This is a genomic window from Streptomyces sp. 1222.5, from assembly GCF_900105245.1.
Lineage (GTDB): Bacteria > Actinomycetota > Actinomycetes > Streptomycetales > Streptomycetaceae > Streptomyces > Streptomyces albidocamelliae.
The window spans coordinates 3,986,034-4,001,681 of sequence record NZ_FNSZ01000001.1 but is presented as its reverse complement, the minus strand read 5'-3'; the positions used below and the strand labels follow the sequence as shown (position 1 = coordinate 4,001,681).

Below are 15,648 nucleotides of genomic sequence, written 5' to 3'. Positions count from 1 at the left end.
CCGAGTGGTCCGCCTCCCGCCTGAAAGATCCCCTCGGCGGCGGCGATCATTCCTTGAGGGGTGTCACTCGAACGAGGGGTGTTGTCCGCGCAGACAGATGCTTCGAATGGGCATTCGATAGTCTGCGGCGGCAGTACGACGGCAGAACACCGGTGCGAGGCAGGCTAGCTGGGGGGTACCAGGCCCATGGCACGGCGTATCGACGTGACGGGAGCGGGCGGCGTGCGGCTGGCCGCCTGGGATTTCGCCGAACCTCCCAAGGCGCAGCCGCACGAGGCGGGCCGGGATCCGGCCGGTCCCGGGCACGGCACTCCGGGTGTCCTGTTACTCCACGGCCTGATGGGCCGGGCCTCCCACTGGGCGGCGGTCGCCCGCCGGCTCGCCGGACGCCACCGAGCGGTCGCTCTCGACCAGCGCGGCCACGGCCGGAGCGACAAGCCCCCACAGGCCGCCTACACCCGCGAGGCCTACGTCGAGGACGCCGAGGCCGCCGTGGAACAGCTGGGCCTCGCCCCCGCCGTCCTCATCGGCCACGCCATGGGCGCGCTGACCGCCTGGCAGCTCGCCGCCAAACGCCCCGATCTCGTGCGAGGTGTGATCATCTTCGACATGCGGGCCTCCGCGCTCGGCGCGGCCTCGCAGCGCGACTGGGCCGACTGGTTCCGGGCCTGGCCCGTCCCCTTCGCCACCCTCGCCGACGTCCGCAAGTGGTTCGGCGAGGACGACCCCTGGGTGGAGCGCCCCGACCCGGCCCGCGGCGCCTTCTACGCCGAGGTCATGCACGAGCGCGAGGACGGCTGGCACCCCGTCTTCGACCCGGAGCGGATGCTTCGGTCCCGGGAGACGTGGGTCTACGACGCGCACTGGGAGGAGCTTGCGCAGGTACGGTGCCCCGCGCTCGTCGTCCGTGCTCTCGACGGCGAGCTGGGGCGCGCGGAGGCGCAGGAGATGGTGCGGGTGCTGCCGCGCGGTGAGTACGCGGAAGTGGTGGACGCGGGGCACCTCGCCCACTACGACCATCCGGAGGGCTGGCGGTCGGTCGTCGAGCCGTTCCTCGATTCGCTGGCCGGGGACTGAGCGCCTGATCGTCCGCGGTCGTCCGTGCTTCGGCGGCCGCGGGTGCGTCGTGGTGGTTCGCGCGGTTCCCCGCGCCGCTCAGGGAGCTGCCGTGTCCGGCGCCGGAGGGTCCGGTCAGCCCTTGCTCACCGCCGTGAGGATCTCCGGGAGGCGGGACGCCGTGCGGGGGGCCGCCAGACGCAGGCCCAGTACCGTGAGGGCCGCTCCGTAGCCCGTGCCGGCCGGCAGCAGCAGCCAGGTCCGGTCGGCACCGTCGGCCGTCACGTGGAGCCAGATGGTGAGGGCGATGACGGGGGAGCACAGGAGGGCCGCCGCGACCATGCCGCCGAAGATCGCGATCCAGGCGAGGCCCGCCTGTCCGGGGGCGACGTTCTTGTGGCCCTCCTGCGGAATGGAGTACGGGAAGCGGGCCGAGGTCCACGCACCGGTCGCCAGCATCGCGCCGAGCAGTGCGAACGACAGTCCCAGCGCCTCCGGGAGCCGGGCCCAGGCGTCCAGCAGCCAGGTCGTCAGCACGGTCACGAGGACGGCGTACGGGAGGGTGACCAGCATCAGGGCCAGCGCCCGGCCGCGCAGCTCGGCGTAGGCGTCCCGGGCGGAGGACACCGTCATGGCGACCATCCAGAACGCGGAGGTGTCCTGCCCGAACTGGTTGTACATCTGGATGCCGAGCATCCCGGCGGCGAAGCAGGCGAAGTAGATCGACCCGGTGCCCTGCACGGCGTTGAACACCGGCACGATGAGTCCGATCGCCAGCGAGGTCACCCACGCGGCCTTGGTCTTCGGGTCGCGCCAGATGTAGCGCAGGCTGCGTTCCATGACCGTGCCCGTGCGTCCGCCCGGCAGCAGCCGGGCCGGTCCGGCGGTGCCGGAGCGGTCCCGGGCCGGGGCGTCGAGGGGCTGGAGGGTGGACCCGTCGGGCGCCGTCATCAGCCGGGTCAGGCTTCGCGCCCAGGCCGCCAGCAGCAGCGTCAGACCGGCGAGTGAGACGGCCAGTTGGGCGGCCGCGACGCCGTACGCGCCCTCGCTCGCGGACCGTACCGCCCCGACCGCCGAGGCCGGCGGCACCCAGGACAGGACGTCCCCGACCGGCCGCAGCGGCCCCAGTCCTGCCGAACCGAGGCGCTGCGCGCCGAAGTTGACGAGCTGCGCGCCGATCGCGATCACCAGCCCGCTCAGCACGGCCAGGTCGCGGCCCCGCCTGCTGGTCAGCAGCCGTACGTTGGCGGCGGCGACGGCCCGAGCGAGGGCCACGCAGACCAGCAGGGCGAGCGCCACGGCGGCGACCGCGACGGCGTACCCGGCGGGGCCGTGGGCGAGGGCGAGCGCGCAGCCGGTGAGGACCAGCAGGGTGAACAGGGGGCCGATACCGACCAGCGAGGCCGCGAGCAGGGCCCGTACCAGCGGCCGGGGGTGCAGCGGCAGCAGGACCAGCCGGGTCGGGTCGAGGGTCTCGTCGCCGGTCGGGAAGAACAGCGGCAGCACCGCCCAGCCGAGTGCCAGGACGGCCGTGCCGACCACGGCGACGACATCGGCGTGCGGCTGCCCGCGCAGCAGGAGCAGCCCGGCGAGCTGGGACAGCGCGAACAGGAGGGCGACGACGGCGGAGGCGACGAACGCGGCCCGCCGGCCCCCGGACTGCCGCAGTCCGTTGCGCAGCAGGGCGAGTTTCAGTCGTACGACGGTGGCGGTCGGGTTCGTCATCGGGCCGCACCGCCGCCCAGCCAGTCCAGGTCGGAGCCGGTGTGCCGGCCGCTCGCCCCGACCAGTTCCAGGAACGCCCCCTGGAGGGTGGGGTGCGTGCCGCGCACCTCGGCCAGGGGGCCCGTGGCGCGGATGCGTCCGGCGGCCATGACGGCCACCCAGTCGCACAGCGACTCGACCAGCTCCATCACGTGCGAGGAGAACACCACGGTGGCCCCGGAGGCGGTGTAGCGCTCCAGCACGCCGCGGATGATCTGCGCGGACACCGGGTCGACCCCCTCGAACGGCTCGTCCAGGAACAGCACTTCGGGGTTGTGGAGGAGAGCGGCGGCGAGCCCGATCTTCTTGCGCATGCCGGTCGAGTAGTCGACGACCAGCTTGTGCTGGGAGCCCGCCAGGTCGAGGACGTCCAGCAGTTGTGTGGCCCGCTTGTCGACCTCGTCGCCGGGCAGCCCGCGCAGTCGCCCCGAGTAGGCGAGCAGTTCCCGCCCGGAGAGCCGCTCGAACAGCCGCAGTCCCTCGGGCAGCACGCCGATCCGTGCCTTGACGGCCACCGGGTCGCGCCACACGTCGTGGCCGACGATCTCCACGGTTCCGTCGTCGGGCCGCAGCAGCCCGGTGACCATGGAGAGGGTGGTCGTCTTCCCGGCGCCGTTCGGCCCGACCAGCCCGATGAACTTCCCGGCCGGCAGCTCCAGATCGATTCCCCCGACAGCCACCTGCTGCCCGAACCGCTTCCAGAGCCCCCGCACACGTACTGCAGCTTCGGTCATGCATGAAGGCTAGCCACGGCCGCCGTGCCGGGCGCGGGGGTGCGGGGAACGGGGCCCGTCAGCGGTCCCGTCCGCACGCGTAGGCCAGCGGGGAGATCAACTCCTCGGCGTCCGGCAGCCATCGGTTCGCGGGCGTGGGCCGGCATGCCCACTGCACCGCGCCACGGGACCCGAACCGGGTGGGCGGAGCGGCCACGTACGCCCCCTCGCCCAGTGCGACCAGGTCCAGTGACGTGAGCGACCAGCCCAGGGTGCGCACCAGGTCCGGCACCTTCGCGGACGCCCCCGGCAGCACGAAGAAGTGCATCCGGCGGTCGGGGGAGAGGGTGACCGGGCCCAGCGTCAGCTCCATGCGTTCCATCCGGGCCAGTGCGAGGAAGCCGGCGCTCTCCGGGACGGACAGCGCGTCGAAGGTCCGTCCCGTCGGCAGCAGGATCGACGCCGTGGGCTGCTTCTGCCACATCCTGCGGGCGACGGTCGCACTGCCGGTGGCCTGGGTCGCCCAGTCGGGGCGCGCGGGGTGCGCACCCGGCGCAGGGCAGTCGGCCTCACCGCACGAGCAGCGCTGTGTTCCGTCGACGGATTCCAGCCAGGTGCCCGGGAACACGTCCCAGTGCCGTTCCTCGGCGTAGCGTACGGCGGTCTCCAGCAGCGATTCCCCGCGCTGCTGCGGAATCTGACCGGTCATCTGAGTGTTCTGGGCGCCCGCGATCGTCTCTTCCACGCTCCACTCAACTCCCGCACCCACCTGGAGTTACGGCTGGAGCGCGCGCCGGGGAGGAGCACCGGCCCGGCAGCCGGGGCGCATGGGTGCACGGGTGGGGGCGCGCGGGAGGAAGCAGGGCGTGGGAAGGGTAGCCAGAGGTGGGGGTGGCATCCGCCGTTACCCCGGCAAACCGCACATGTCACGCATTGACGGTATGTCAGCTGGGCAGTGATCGTCCCGAACGGTCACGCTCCAGGGGTTCGCAGGGGGTAGCACATGGCCGCAAGGCCTCTCGTGGCACGGCAGCCGAACGAACGGCTGCAGGCACTCATCCAGGAAGCGGGGTGCTCCAACGCCGGGCTCGCCCGGCGGGTCAACATGTGCGGCGCCGAGCACGGACTCGACCTGCGCTACGACAAGACGTCCGTGGCCCGCTGGCTGCGCGGCCAGCAGCCGCGGGGCCGGGCCCCGGCGATCATCGCCGAGGCGCTCGGGCGCAAGCTCGGCCGTACGGTCACGATCGACGAGATCGGCATGGCCAACGGCAAGAACCTCGCCTCGGGTGTCGGTCTCCAGTTCTCGCCGACGGTACTGGGGGCCATCGAGCAGGTCTGCGAGCTGTGGCGCAGCGACGTGGGGCGCCGGGACTTCCTGTCCGGCTCCTCCGTCGCCGCCTCCGCGCTGGTCGAGCCCAGCCGCGACTGGCTGATCTCGTCGCCGGACGCCCAGGTGGCCCGGCAGGCGGGCCCGCGGGTCGGCCAGGCCGACGTGGCGGCCGTCCGGTCGATGACCCAGGCACTGGTGGACCTCGACCACCAGTACGGCAGCGGGCACGTCCGCCCGGTCGTCGTGCACTACCTCAACAGCGTCGTCTCCGGGCTGCTCGCCGGGTCGTACCGGGAGGCGGTGGGGCGTGAACTCTTCGCCTCGGTAGCCCGGTTGACCGAGCTCGCCGGGTACATGGCCGTGGACACCGGGCAACCGGGCCTGGCCCAGCGGTACTACATCCAGTCGCTGCGGCTCGCGCAGGCGGCCGGGGACCGCGGCTACGGGGGGTACGTCCTCGCCGCGTCCATGAGCCATCTCGCCGCGCAGCTCGGCAACCCGCGGGAGATCGCCCAGTTGGCGCGGGCGGCGCAGGAGGGCGCGCGCGGGCACGTGTCGCCGCGTGTGGAGGCGATGTTCCACGCGGCGGAGGCGCGGGGCCACGCCCTGCTGGGCGACGTGCGCGCGGCGCAGGCGGCCGGCGGGCGTGCGGTGACGGCGATGGAGGGCGCGGACGCGTCCCGCGGCGACGACCCGGCGTGGATCGCGCACTTCGACGAGGCCTATCTCGCCGACGAGTTGGCGCACTGCCACCGTGACCTGGGGCAGCCCGAGGCGGCGGCCCGGTACGCGGAGCAGTCGCTGGCGGGGCACCCCGAGTCCCGGGCCCGCCGGCGCGCCATCGGGTATGTGCTGCTCGCCACGGCCCAGGTGCAGCAGCGCGAGATCGAACAGGCCTGCAGCACCGGCCTGAAGGCCGTCGAACTGCTGGAGACGCTCCGCTCCAACCGGGGCGCCGAGTACCTGGAGGACCTTCAGCAACGGCTGGAGCCCTTCCGGGACGAGGCGGTGGTACGCGAGTTCGGGGCCCGCCTCGACCTCCAGCAGGCCGCCTGAACGCCGGGTCCGCAGTTGTGTGAACGTGAGGGAAACGGCACCCGGGTGTGCGCCGGGTGCCGTTGACCAGCGCTTCGCGGGCCTGTTCTGTTACTGCCGTCACAGGGAAGAAGATCGCGTCCTGAGCTGCGTGGCACCCGGCTCGGGGGACCCGGTAGCGTGAGCCGACGATTCACAAGGTCCCCCATTAGTAGGAGTCCCGGTGACGCAGAGTGGACAGGGCGAGGAGCCCTCGGCGCGGCCCGCGCGCGAAGGCATCGTGCTGCCCTCCGACGGAGGCGAGCCCCTGCTGCCGGGCGCGGCAGGCGGGCAGGCCCCGGCCGCCCCCGTCGCCCCGGCGGGCGGGCAGGCGTGGGGCGGTTCCTGGGGCCCGGGGCAGCAGAACCCCCAGCCGGGTGAGGGCTGGTCCCCGGCGGGTGCCCCGCAGTGGGACGCCTCCGGCGCTCGGCCCCCGGCCGCCGCGGGCCCCGGCCCGCTGCCCCCCGAGGGGGCTCCGGCCGCGCCCTACGGGGGTCAGGCTCCGTCCTACGGCGCCGGCGGCCAGGAGCCGCAGTACGGCGGCCAGGCGCCCGCGCACGGCGCCGGTGAAGGGCAGGCGCAGTACGGCGGCGGTCAGCAGCCCGGGTACGGCGCGTCCGACCCGTACGCGCAGCAGTACCAGCAGCCCCAGCACCCGTACCAGGCACCGGCCGCGCCACTGCCGCCCGCCGTACCGGGGGCGTACCCGGCCGCGGGCCCGCTGCCGCCGACGGCCGACGGCGCCACGCAGTACATCCCGCCCGTCCCGGCGGCGGACGACGCGACCCGGTACATGCCGCCCGCGCAGGCGGCCGCCGCCGACGGGGCGACGCAGTACATCCCGCCCGTGCAGGCCGCCGCGGCCGACGGCGCGACCCAGTACATCCCGCCGGTGACGCCGGGGGCGCTGCCACCGGAGTCCGCCGGTGAGGAGACGCGCTACCTGGGCCGCGCGCAGCAGCAGGCGGCGCCCGCGCACTCCGACGCGGACGCCACGCAGTTCATCCCGCCGTACACCGTCCAGGCGCAGGGCGGCGACCGGCAGCCGCCCGCCGAGTTCGAGAACCTCTTCCGCGGTGGCCCCGCGCACGGGGACGCCCCGGCCGGGTCCACCCAGCAGCTCCCGCGCGTCCAGCGGGACGCCTACCCGGGCCCGGCGCAGTCGTCGTACGGCCCGGCACGGGACTCCTACGGGGCGATGCACGACGACGGCGACGACGGCCGGCGGAGCGGCCGGTCACGGGTGCCGCTGATCGCCGCCGTCGGGCTCGGCATCGTCCTCGTCGGGGTGGGCGCCGGCGCGCTGCTCAGCAGCGGGGGCGGCAAGGACCAGGGCACCGACGACAAGCCGGTCGCCGCCGCGTCCCCGGCCACCCAGGACTCCGCCTCGCCCACCGCCGACCCCGCCCGGCAGCAGGCCGTCGCGCTGGACAAGCTGCTCGCCGACAGCGGCAGCAGCCGCGCCTCGGTGATCAAGGCGGTGGGCAACGTCAGGCAGTGTGCCGACCTCGACCAGTCCGCCACCAACCTGCGCGACGCGGCCAGGCAGCGCAACGCCCTGGTCACCCGGCTCGGGCAGCTGTCCGTGGACAAGCTTCCCGGCAACGGCGAGCTGACCGCGGCCCTGACCAAGGCCTGGCAGGCGTCCGCCGCGGCCGACAACCACTACGCGGCCTGGGCCGGCCAGGTCAAGGGCGGCCACAAGGGCTGCAAGAAGGGCCACGCCCGCACCACCGGGGAGACCGCGGCCGGCAACCGGGAGAGCGGCACCGCCAGCGCGCAGAAGACCAAGGCGGCCGCGCTCTGGAACGCCATCGCGCAGAAGTACGGCCTGACCCAGCGCCAGCCCACCCAGCTGTGAGGCCCGCGGTGTGAGGCACGTCCGAGGCGGGCGCGGCCGGGGCGGCCCGGCCGGGCTCACTGCACGTCCGCGTTCTCCAGCGTCCTCGTCATGTCGGCGATGCCGTTGCTGCCGCCGATGCCCTTGCGGGCCGCGACCAGCCTGCCGCCCTGGACCACCTGAAGGGTCACGTTCGCGTTGACCAGTCGGGGGAAGCCGACCCCGGCGAGCTTGCTCTCGTAGGGCCAGTGCAGCGTCGGGGTGAGGCCCCCGGTGGAGACCCGCAGATCGTCGTTGAGGGTCCGGCGCACCGTGTCGGCGCTGACCTCGCCCTCGCCGATCTTCTCCAGGACGGCCTTGAGCACCGTGTAGGCGATCCAGGTGGTCTGCACTCCGGCGTCCGCGGGGTCGATGCGGTTGTCGCCGAAGGCCTCCTTGTTGATCACGTCCTTCATCTGGGCCCACCGCGCGTCCGACGCCGGCGGGTACCAGCCAGTGATGTAGGCGCCCTCGTACGGGCTGGACGCGCCGCCCGTGGCGTTGATCACCGTCTGGTCGACACTGCCGAGCACGGTCGCCATGCGCACGTCGGGGAAGTCCTCCCGAGCCCGCCGGAAGGAGTCCATGAAGGTGTCGGTGCGGTCCCCGAGCGCGGGCACCACACAGCCCTTCTTCAGGACGTCCTCGGTGGCGTCGCGCAGCGCCCGGTCGGCCTGGCCGCCGTACTCGGTGGCGTCCTCGGCGGCCAGCTGGTCGTCCGCGTTCGCGTGCCCGCCCGCCTTCAGCCCCGAGTCGAGCATCGTGGGCAGCTCGTCGCCCGCGATGCTGTCGGGGCGGACCAGCGAAACGTTGCCGCACGTCTCGGCGAGGGCCCGGCCGAGACCGGCGAGCAGGGCCGGCTGACCGCCGTTGACCGGATACGACATGGGGCCGGTGAACTCGTCGTTGGTGACGCCGTAGCCGCCTATGTAGGGGATGCCGGCGCCCTCCAGCGGGGCGAGGTAGGAGTCGCCGAACTGGCTGTAGGACCCGACGACCGCGACGACGTCCTCCTTCGCCGCGCGGCGGGCGCACTTCGCGGCGCCCACGCTGTCGTTGTGGTCGTTGCAGGTCAGGACCTCGACCTCCCGGCCGCCGAGGCCACCCTGGGCGTTGATCCACTTGGCGTAGGCGCGGGCCATGGCGGGCATGCCGGGCTTGTTCGTGGCGTCGGTGTCCTGCGGCGCCCAGGTCATCACCTTGATCGGGTCATCCCCGGAGCCCCCCGTGGCACCGGGGATGACCCCGCATCCGGCGGTGAACGACGCACAGAGGGCCATCGCGCCCAGGTACAGGGCGCCGGCTCTGCCGGGGCGGGACAAGGAGTGGAGGAAAGTACTAGCGGTGCGTCGCCTGCCGGTCATGGACACGCACGATTCCCTCACATCGCTAACCCGAGAGTGACCCTCAGTCAACCAAAAGTGACATCGAGGTGAATTACAGGGGTCGGTGGGACTGGTGTGGCAGGGAACGTACGATCGATGACCGTGCAAGGTTCGGAGAACTCTTCCCGTCGCGGCCGTCGCTCCTCCACCATGGGCGGCATGCCCCTGAACGACATGCCGTGGTGGCGCTGGCGCAGCAACGTGCGCTCGGCGCTGCACATGCTTTCCGACCCGGTGTTCCAGCGGGACGTCTGGCTGGCCGGTGTGGACGGGTACGGCGACGTCACCGACGCCGTGTACCGGCTGGTGGAGGACACCTGGCTGGACAACTGGTCGGCGGAGAAATACGTCGGCACCATATTCCGCGACTCGCAGGAGGCGGCGCTCGTCGACACCGCCGTGCTGCGGGTCCTGCGGATCATGCATCAGGCCGGGCCGGACGCCCCCGTCGCCACGTACGTGGAGCACCCCGGCTGGCCGGAGGCGGTGCGGGCGGCGCGGGACGCGCACGTGCGGATGGCGGTGAGCGACGGCGACGATCCGGACGTGGCGCCGAAGACGCTGGAAGTGCTGCGGATCCTCACCCGGTCCGCGTAGCGGACGGCGGGTCCGCGTGGCGGACGGCGGCGGCCGGTACGGGGCCGGTGTGGGACCCTGTAGTGCATGAACGAGCAGTCCGCGAGCGCCGCCCCGGCCGATCAGTACGTCCTCACGCTGTCCTGCCCGGACAAGAAGGGCATCGTGCACGCCGTGTCCAGCTATCTCTTCATGACCGGCTGCAACATCGAGGACAGCCAGCAGTTCGGCGACCACGACACGGGTCTGTTCTTCATGCGCGTGCACTTCTCGGCCGACGCGCCCGTGACGGTGGACAAGCTGCGGGCGAGCTTCGCCGCGATCGGCGACTCCTTCCACATGGACTGGCAGATCAACCGGGCCGACGCGAAGATGCGCATCGTCCTGATGGTCAGCAAGTTCGGGCACTGCCTCAACGACCTGCTGTTCCGGGCCCGGATCGGCGCGCTGCCCGTGGAGATCGTGGGCGTGGTCTCCAACCACACGGACTTCGAGGAGCTGGTGGGCTCCTACAACATCCCCTTCCACCACATCCCGGTGACGAAGGACACCAAGTCGGAGTCCGAGACGCGGCTGCTGGAGATCGTGCGCGAGGAGAAGGTCGAACTGGTCGTCCTCGCCCGCTACATGCAGGTCCTCTCGGACGACCTGTGCAAGAAGCTCAGCGGCCGGATCATCAACATCCACCACTCCTTCCTGCCGAGCTTCAAGGGCGCGAAGCCGTACCACCAGGCCCACACGCGGGGCGTGAAGCTGATCGGCGCGACGGCGCACTACGTCACGGCCGACCTCGACGAGGGCCCGATCATCGAGCAGGAGGTGGAGCGCGTCGCCCACGACGTGACTCCGGACCAGCTGGTGGCCATCGGCCGCGACGTGGAGTGCCAGGCGCTGGCGCGGGCGGTGAAGTGGCACGCGGAGCGCCGCATCCTGCTCAACGGCCGCCGTACGGTCGTATTCGCCTGAGATCTCAGGGAGTTCGGGGGCCCGGGTTCCGGGCCGCCCGCGGGCCCGCACCGCGCGGCGTCAGAAGTGGCGCCGCCGTGGTGACGCAGTATCGTGAAGGGGTCTTTTCCCTCGCCCACCGCATGGCAGGCCGGCCCGGCGCCGCCTGAGCGCGGGACACGTGGCGACCGGTGACGCGTACAGCCGCCGTACGGGCAGGAGGACTCCACCGTGGACATGAAACTCGAAGTCGTAGTGATCCCCGTCGCCGATGTCGACCGGTCGAAGGACTTCTACGCGGGTCTGGGATGGCGGCTGGACGCCGATGTCTCCGGTGACGGCGGCTTCCGGGTGGTGCAGGTGACGCCGCCGGGGTCGGGTTGCTCGGTGATCTTCGGCAGCGAGGTGAGTTCGGCGGCGCCGGGGTCCGTCGAGGGTCTCCACCTCGTCGTCCCGGACGTCGAGGCGGCACGTGCGGAGCTGGCCGGCAAGGGCGTCGACGTGAGCGAGGTGTTCCACGACGCGGGCGGAGTCTTCCATCACGCGGGCACCAAGCACCAGGTGCCCGGCCCGGACCCCGACCGGACCAGCTACGGGTCGTTCGCGTCGTTCACCGACCCGGACGGCAACGCCTGGACACTCCAGGAGATCACCGAACGCCTCCCGGGCCGCTGACCCGAGGGGCCGCTGCCCCGAAGAGGGCCGTGGCTGTCGTCCGCGGCCCTCTTCGCCGCTTTTGCCGCGCCCCGCTTTCGGCTCTCAGGTGAGGATTCCCGGAGAGGTGACGTGGAAGGTGCGCCCGTGCACCCCGAGGCCGGTGTCACCGCCCGGATCGACGGTGTCGTCCCAGGTGATCAGTGCGGTCTCGGCCCCGTTGCCGAAGGCCGTGGCGGCACATGTGTTGAACCGTTTCCCCGAGGTGGCCGTGCTGACCGGAACCGGGTCGGTGAGCCGGCCCTCGTCCTCCGAGCAGATCACCGCCATCACCGTGGGCACCGTGGAGAACGTGTCGGCGCTCTCCTCGATCCACGTCATCAAAAAGCGCCCGCCGGGGAGATGGGACAGAGCCGGGCTGGTCCGTGTGAAGTGCTTCGGGTTGCCGGCGGTGAAGTCGGCCACCATGGAGCCGTCGGTCTTGAAGATGTTCGCCCGCACCGTGGTCTGCGGCTGTCCCAGGTCGCTGTCGGGGAGGTGGGAGATGGTCGCTGCGACGAACTGACCGCTGTCCAGGAGCGTGAGGGCGTTGACTCCCTGGAAGTCGCCGACGTTCGGTGCGATCTCGGACGTCAGCGCGTTTCCCTCGAAGTCGAAGAACCTGAGGTTGAGCCGGTTGCCGCCGATCGCGTGGGGGTCCGTGGTCCAGGCGGCCACCCAGTCGCCGCCCTCGAGGAGCGTCGTGGCGGGGCTGAGGTGGAAACCCTCGGTGGTGTTGACGGCCAGTTCCGCCCCTTTGGGCTGCCCCTCCGGACTGAAGCGGCGAGCCCGGATGCGCTGATCGAACCGGGTGCCCGCCCAGGTGACCAGGACACCCCCGTCGATCATGAGCGAGAGTGCCGGTCGGCCGTCGGAGTCGGCCTCGTCCGTGACCGTCGCCGCCGGACCCGCCGGGTGTCCGTCGGTGAAGCGCTGAAGCCGCACCGAGGACCTGCCGGGCGTGTTGAACGGTGTCTCCAGCCATACGGCGAACTGGTTGCTTCCCACCGACAGGACGGACGGCCACCGCGGGCGGACCTGGGCGCCCCCCGGGGGCTGGGTGCCGACCGGGAACTCGTCACCGAGCAAGCTGCCCGTGGTACCCACGAACCGGCCCCTGACGGTGAAGGTGCTGTCGTCCGACCACAGGGTCAGGAATTCGGAACCGAGGACGGCGGTGGCGGCGGACAGATGCTGGTCACCGTTCGTCGTCGCGTTGAGTCGGAATTCGGCCATGACTGCGGTCCATCTCGGGGGATCAGAGGACGGAGTGGAGCGATCGGCCGATCTGCAACCAGCGTCTCATGACGTCAAGGGCGCTGCATCCGGGGCGGATACGGCCGCTCGCGCCCCGGGACGGCGCCGTACCGCGGGCACGGCCCGGCTCTCACATCCTGCTGAGCCCGGCGGCCGCGTACAGCACGTCCTTGATCGCCTGGCGGTCGCCGTCCTGGCCGGCCGCCGCTTCCTCCGGTGACAGGTGACCGGCCGCCAGCTTGCAGAACTCGACACCGTCCAGGGCGACATGGGCCACCTCGCGGTCCGCCGAGCCCACCGCCGCCGGTGAGTCCAGGGGGATCAGCCACTCCCCGCCCGCGGCGCCCTCGATCTCCAGCCGCAGCGTGCGCCCCGGCGTTCCGGCGGGGACGAGGTGCGCGGTGGGCCCCGGCGCGGAGAGCCCCGCCCGCCGCCGCTCCGCGAGCGCGACCGGCAACATCCGTGCCGCCAGGTCGATCATCCTGTTCAAGTGACGTGGCGCGGGCGGCTCGTAGGGGTAGTCCACCGCCTCCGCGATGTCCTCCGCGTGCACCCAGCACTCGAAGGCGCGGTCCAGCATCGCGTCGTGCAGCGGCAGTTCGAAGTCGCCGTACGACACCGCGAGCCCGCCCGCGTGGCTGCCGGTGAAGGCCACCGTCCGCACCAGGCCGTGGCTCTGCTCCCGCCAGGGCGCCCGTACGGAGCGGGTCGGCGGGAAGTGGGAGGCCTGCCAGAACGCCTCGGTCCGCCCGGCCGGCCCGGTCCCGCCCCGAGCGGGTGCGGGGACGCCGGCCAGCGGGTCCTCCAGGCCGATCGCGGCCGCGATCAGCCCGTCCACCGACAGCAGGTGCGCGATCACCCCGGCGACGGTCGTACGGCGGCTGGTGGCGCCGTCGGCCTCGAACCACCTCAGCCGTACCGGCGCGTGCCACTCCGCGTCCCCGAAGTCCTGGAGCAGCGCGTCCAGTCGGGCGGTCTCCGCGTCGTAGGGCGTCGCCCACTCGGGCAGCGGGATACGCGGCGGCCGGCGGTCCAGGCAGGTCTCCAGGACGCGGGTGCGCAGCGCCGGATCGAGGTCGAGGCTCTCCGGCTGGTGCAGCAGTCCGACCGCCTCGCGCAGCCGGCGGGCCTCGTCGGCGCAGCTTCCGCAGTCGCCCAGGTGCACCTCGACGGCGGCCGTCTCGGCCGCCGAGCAGGCGGCCAGCGCCCAGGCGCCGAGGAGCGATTTCAGGACGTCGTGGGACAGGTCGAGCGGCACGGGCAGGAGGTCCCCCAGGACGGCGAGGTCGGGCAGCGGGCGCCCGCTGTCCTCGACGGAGGCGCGGGGCATCGGGATGCGCGGGGGCCGTGCGGGATCGGGCCCGCCGGGTCCGCCGGGTCCGTGCGGCACGTCGCCCGAGCCGGAGCCCGCACCGTCGCCGGTGTGTTCCCGCTCACCCGGTCCGCCGGCGGCCTCGAACCCCTCGTGCTCCTCGCGCCGGCCCGCTTCCCCGAAGCCGTCGCGGCCGTCGCGGTCGTCGTGCCCGCCGGGCTCGTCGTGGGCCTCGAACCGTTCCGTCCCGCTCACACCGCACCCCCGTATCCCGGGGGTTTCCCGGCGTCGTGCGCGGTGGAGAGCAGTTGCAGGCCGAGGCGCAGCCGGCGGCGGGCCTCGTCCTCGGTGACACCGAGGTCGGTGGCGGTCTGGCGGTAGTCGCGCCGCTGGAAGTAGGCCAGTTCCAGCGCGGCGCGCAGCGGGGCGGGCATGGAGTGGACGATGTAGTCGGCGCGGGCGGCGACGGAGGCGCGGCGCACCTTCAGCTCCAGCTCCTCCGGGGAGCCCCCGCCCTGGCGGGGGAGCGCGGCGGTCTCGCTGTCGCGCAGCCGCTGCACCGCGATCCGGTGGGCCACGGCGGCGACCCAGGAGCGCAGCGGGCCCTGCTTGGGGTCGTAGCTCTCCGGGTGCTCCCAGACGCGGGCGAAGACCTCACGGGTGACGGCGTCGGCGGCCTTCTCGTCGCCGAGGACGCGGTGGGCGATGCTGTGCACGAGCGAGGCGAAACGGTCGTACAGCTCGCCGAGGGCCGCCGCCTCACCGCGGGCGAGCCGCTGCTGCATCTTGCGGTCCCAGCGGGGTGGTGCGTCCTTCCCGGCCATGCGGTCCCCTCCCCTCGTCCGTGTACCGGCCCGTCCAGCGTGTCTGCGCTGCCCTCTCGAATGTAGTCGGCACGTCCGACAACGCACGCCCCTTTGTGTCAATGTGCGCCCCCCGAAGCACCGCAGGTGATAGTGCCCTCTTCACACAACCTTCACGCAAAGCGTGTGCATCTCCGATCGAACAGGATCGATAGTGACCGAAACAAGCCCCTTGTCGACGTCTGCCGGTTTGTCGCTCCACGTTTCAGGGAACGGCCGCTGGGCAGCTGCGCGAAATGAAGCGTAGGAACTGCTTCCGTTTCCGGGCGGTTCCGGGAGATCCGGCGAGCGGAGGGGCATTGCCGTGACATTCAAGGTGACCGGCGTCGACCAGGGCGAGTGGGCCGTGCTCCGGGTGTCCGGGGAACTGGACCTGATGACCTCGCCGGTACTGCGGCAACACGTGCACGACGTCGTGGCGGAAGGGAACCACAACCTCGTCGTGGACCTCTCCGACGTGTTCTTCTGCGACTCCAGCGGGGTCGGCGTGCTCGTCGCCGCCCGCCGGTTGCTCCGCTCCTGCCAGGGCCGGTTGCGGCTGATCCTGCCGGACCGGGGCGCCGACGACGGCTCGCACGTCAACCGGGTCCTCGGCGCGCTCGGCGTCCGCCGGCTCTTCGACGTCCACCCCGACCTCGACTCCGCGACCACGGACGAGGCCGGCCCCCTCTCGGCCTGATCGCACCCGCCCGGGGGCGGCCTGACGGAGACGTACCGGCGTCTTCGCGACAAGGCCACACAGGTGTCGCAGAATTCCCCCGGTCTTGGCACAACCGTCGGTTTCCCGCCGCCCGACGG

Annotated in this window: 14 protein-coding genes; 7 read left to right on the top strand and 7 right to left on the bottom strand. The window is 72.6% G+C overall.

Annotation, left to right across the window (positions count from 1 at the left end; all coding sequences use genetic code 11):
• Positions 1-186 precede the first annotated feature (186 nt).
• The gene (locus BLW57_RS17840; RefSeq protein ID WP_093475751.1) at positions 187-1,077 is read left to right on the top strand and encodes an alpha/beta fold hydrolase; all 891 of its coding nucleotides are present in this window, start codon (positions 187-189) and stop codon (positions 1,075-1,077) included.
• Positions 1,078-1,191: 114 nt separating this feature from the next.
• Here the strand turns inward: BLW57_RS17840 and BLW57_RS17835 are convergent, their stop codons facing one another.
• Genes BLW57_RS17835 through BLW57_RS17825 form a run of 3 tightly spaced genes read right to left on the bottom strand, consistent with a single transcriptional unit; the run spans position 1,192 to position 4,278 of the window.
• The gene (locus tag BLW57_RS17835) at positions 1,192-2,781 is read right to left on the bottom strand and encodes a transporter (RefSeq protein ID WP_093475749.1); all 1,590 of its coding nucleotides are present in this window, start codon (positions 2,779-2,781) and stop codon (positions 1,192-1,194) included.
• Positions 2,778-3,554, bottom strand: coding sequence for an ABC transporter ATP-binding protein (locus BLW57_RS17830; RefSeq protein WP_093475748.1), 777 nt, complete (start codon positions 3,552-3,554; stop codon positions 2,778-2,780). Before BLW57_RS17830 ends, BLW57_RS17835 begins: the two co-directional genes overlap by 4 nt.
• 58 nt (positions 3,555-3,612) lie before the next feature.
• The gene (locus BLW57_RS17825; RefSeq protein WP_093475746.1) at positions 3,613-4,278 is read right to left on the bottom strand and encodes a bifunctional DNA primase/polymerase; all 666 of its coding nucleotides are present in this window, start codon (positions 4,276-4,278) and stop codon (positions 3,613-3,615) included.
• A gap of 258 nt (positions 4,279-4,536) precedes the next feature.
• Between BLW57_RS17825 and BLW57_RS17820 the strand changes: the two genes are divergently transcribed.
• Positions 4,537-5,922: an NsdA family TPR-like regulatory protein gene (locus BLW57_RS17820; RefSeq protein ID WP_093475745.1), complete on the top strand. Its 1,386-nt coding sequence runs from the start codon at positions 4,537-4,539 to the stop codon at positions 5,920-5,922.
• 202 nt (positions 5,923-6,124) lie between these two features.
• Positions 6,125-7,801, top strand: coding sequence for a hypothetical protein (locus BLW57_RS17815; protein WP_093475743.1), 1,677 nt, complete (start codon positions 6,125-6,127; stop codon positions 7,799-7,801).
• A 56-nt stretch (positions 7,802-7,857) separates the two neighbouring features.
• Here the strand turns inward: BLW57_RS17815 and BLW57_RS17810 are convergent, their stop codons facing one another.
• Positions 7,858-9,183 (bottom strand): ABC transporter substrate-binding protein, encoded by a 1,326-nt coding sequence (locus BLW57_RS17810; protein WP_176985943.1) that lies wholly within the window; start codon positions 9,181-9,183, stop codon positions 7,858-7,860.
• A gap of 117 nt (positions 9,184-9,300) precedes the next feature.
• Between BLW57_RS17810 and BLW57_RS17805 the strand changes: the two genes are divergently transcribed.
• The 3 genes from BLW57_RS17805 to BLW57_RS17795 all read left to right on the top strand — a co-directional run bounded on the left by BLW57_RS17805 (position 9,301) and on the right by BLW57_RS17795 (position 11,400).
• Complete coding sequence (locus tag BLW57_RS17805) at positions 9,301-9,801, top strand: SCO4402 family protein (protein ID WP_093475742.1); 501 nt, start codon at positions 9,301-9,303, stop codon at positions 9,799-9,801.
• Between the two features lie 66 nt (positions 9,802-9,867).
• A complete protein-coding gene (gene purU / locus BLW57_RS17800) occupies positions 9,868-10,746 on the top strand; it encodes a formyltetrahydrofolate deformylase (protein WP_093475740.1) in 879 nt (292 codons plus the stop codon).
• A gap of 210 nt (positions 10,747-10,956) precedes the next feature.
• On the top strand, positions 10,957-11,400 hold the full coding sequence (locus BLW57_RS17795) for a VOC family protein (protein ID WP_218138115.1): 444 nt from the start codon (positions 10,957-10,959) through the stop codon (positions 11,398-11,400).
• 84 nt (positions 11,401-11,484) lie between these two features.
• Here the strand turns inward: BLW57_RS17795 and BLW57_RS17790 are convergent, their stop codons facing one another.
• The 3 genes from BLW57_RS17790 to BLW57_RS17780 form a co-directional block, all read right to left on the bottom strand.
• On the bottom strand, positions 11,485-12,654 hold the full coding sequence (locus BLW57_RS17790) for a hypothetical protein (RefSeq protein ID WP_093475739.1): 1,170 nt from the start codon (positions 12,652-12,654) through the stop codon (positions 11,485-11,487).
• Between the two features lie 151 nt (positions 12,655-12,805).
• Positions 12,806-14,242, bottom strand: a complete 1,437-nt coding sequence (locus BLW57_RS17785) for a maleylpyruvate isomerase N-terminal domain-containing protein (RefSeq protein WP_176985627.1) — start codon at positions 14,240-14,242, stop codon at positions 12,806-12,808.
• Positions 14,239-14,811: an RNA polymerase sigma factor gene (locus BLW57_RS17780; protein WP_093475737.1), complete on the bottom strand. Its 573-nt coding sequence runs from the start codon at positions 14,809-14,811 to the stop codon at positions 14,239-14,241. The genes BLW57_RS17785 and BLW57_RS17780 overlap by 4 nt, the downstream gene beginning before the upstream one ends.
• A gap of 337 nt (positions 14,812-15,148) precedes the next feature.
• Here BLW57_RS17780 and BLW57_RS17775 point away from each other — a divergent pair, with 337 nt between their 5' ends.
• Positions 15,149-15,529, top strand: coding sequence for an STAS domain-containing protein (locus BLW57_RS17775; RefSeq protein ID WP_093475736.1), 381 nt, complete (start codon positions 15,149-15,151; stop codon positions 15,527-15,529).
• Positions 15,530-15,648: the final 119 nt, after the last annotated feature.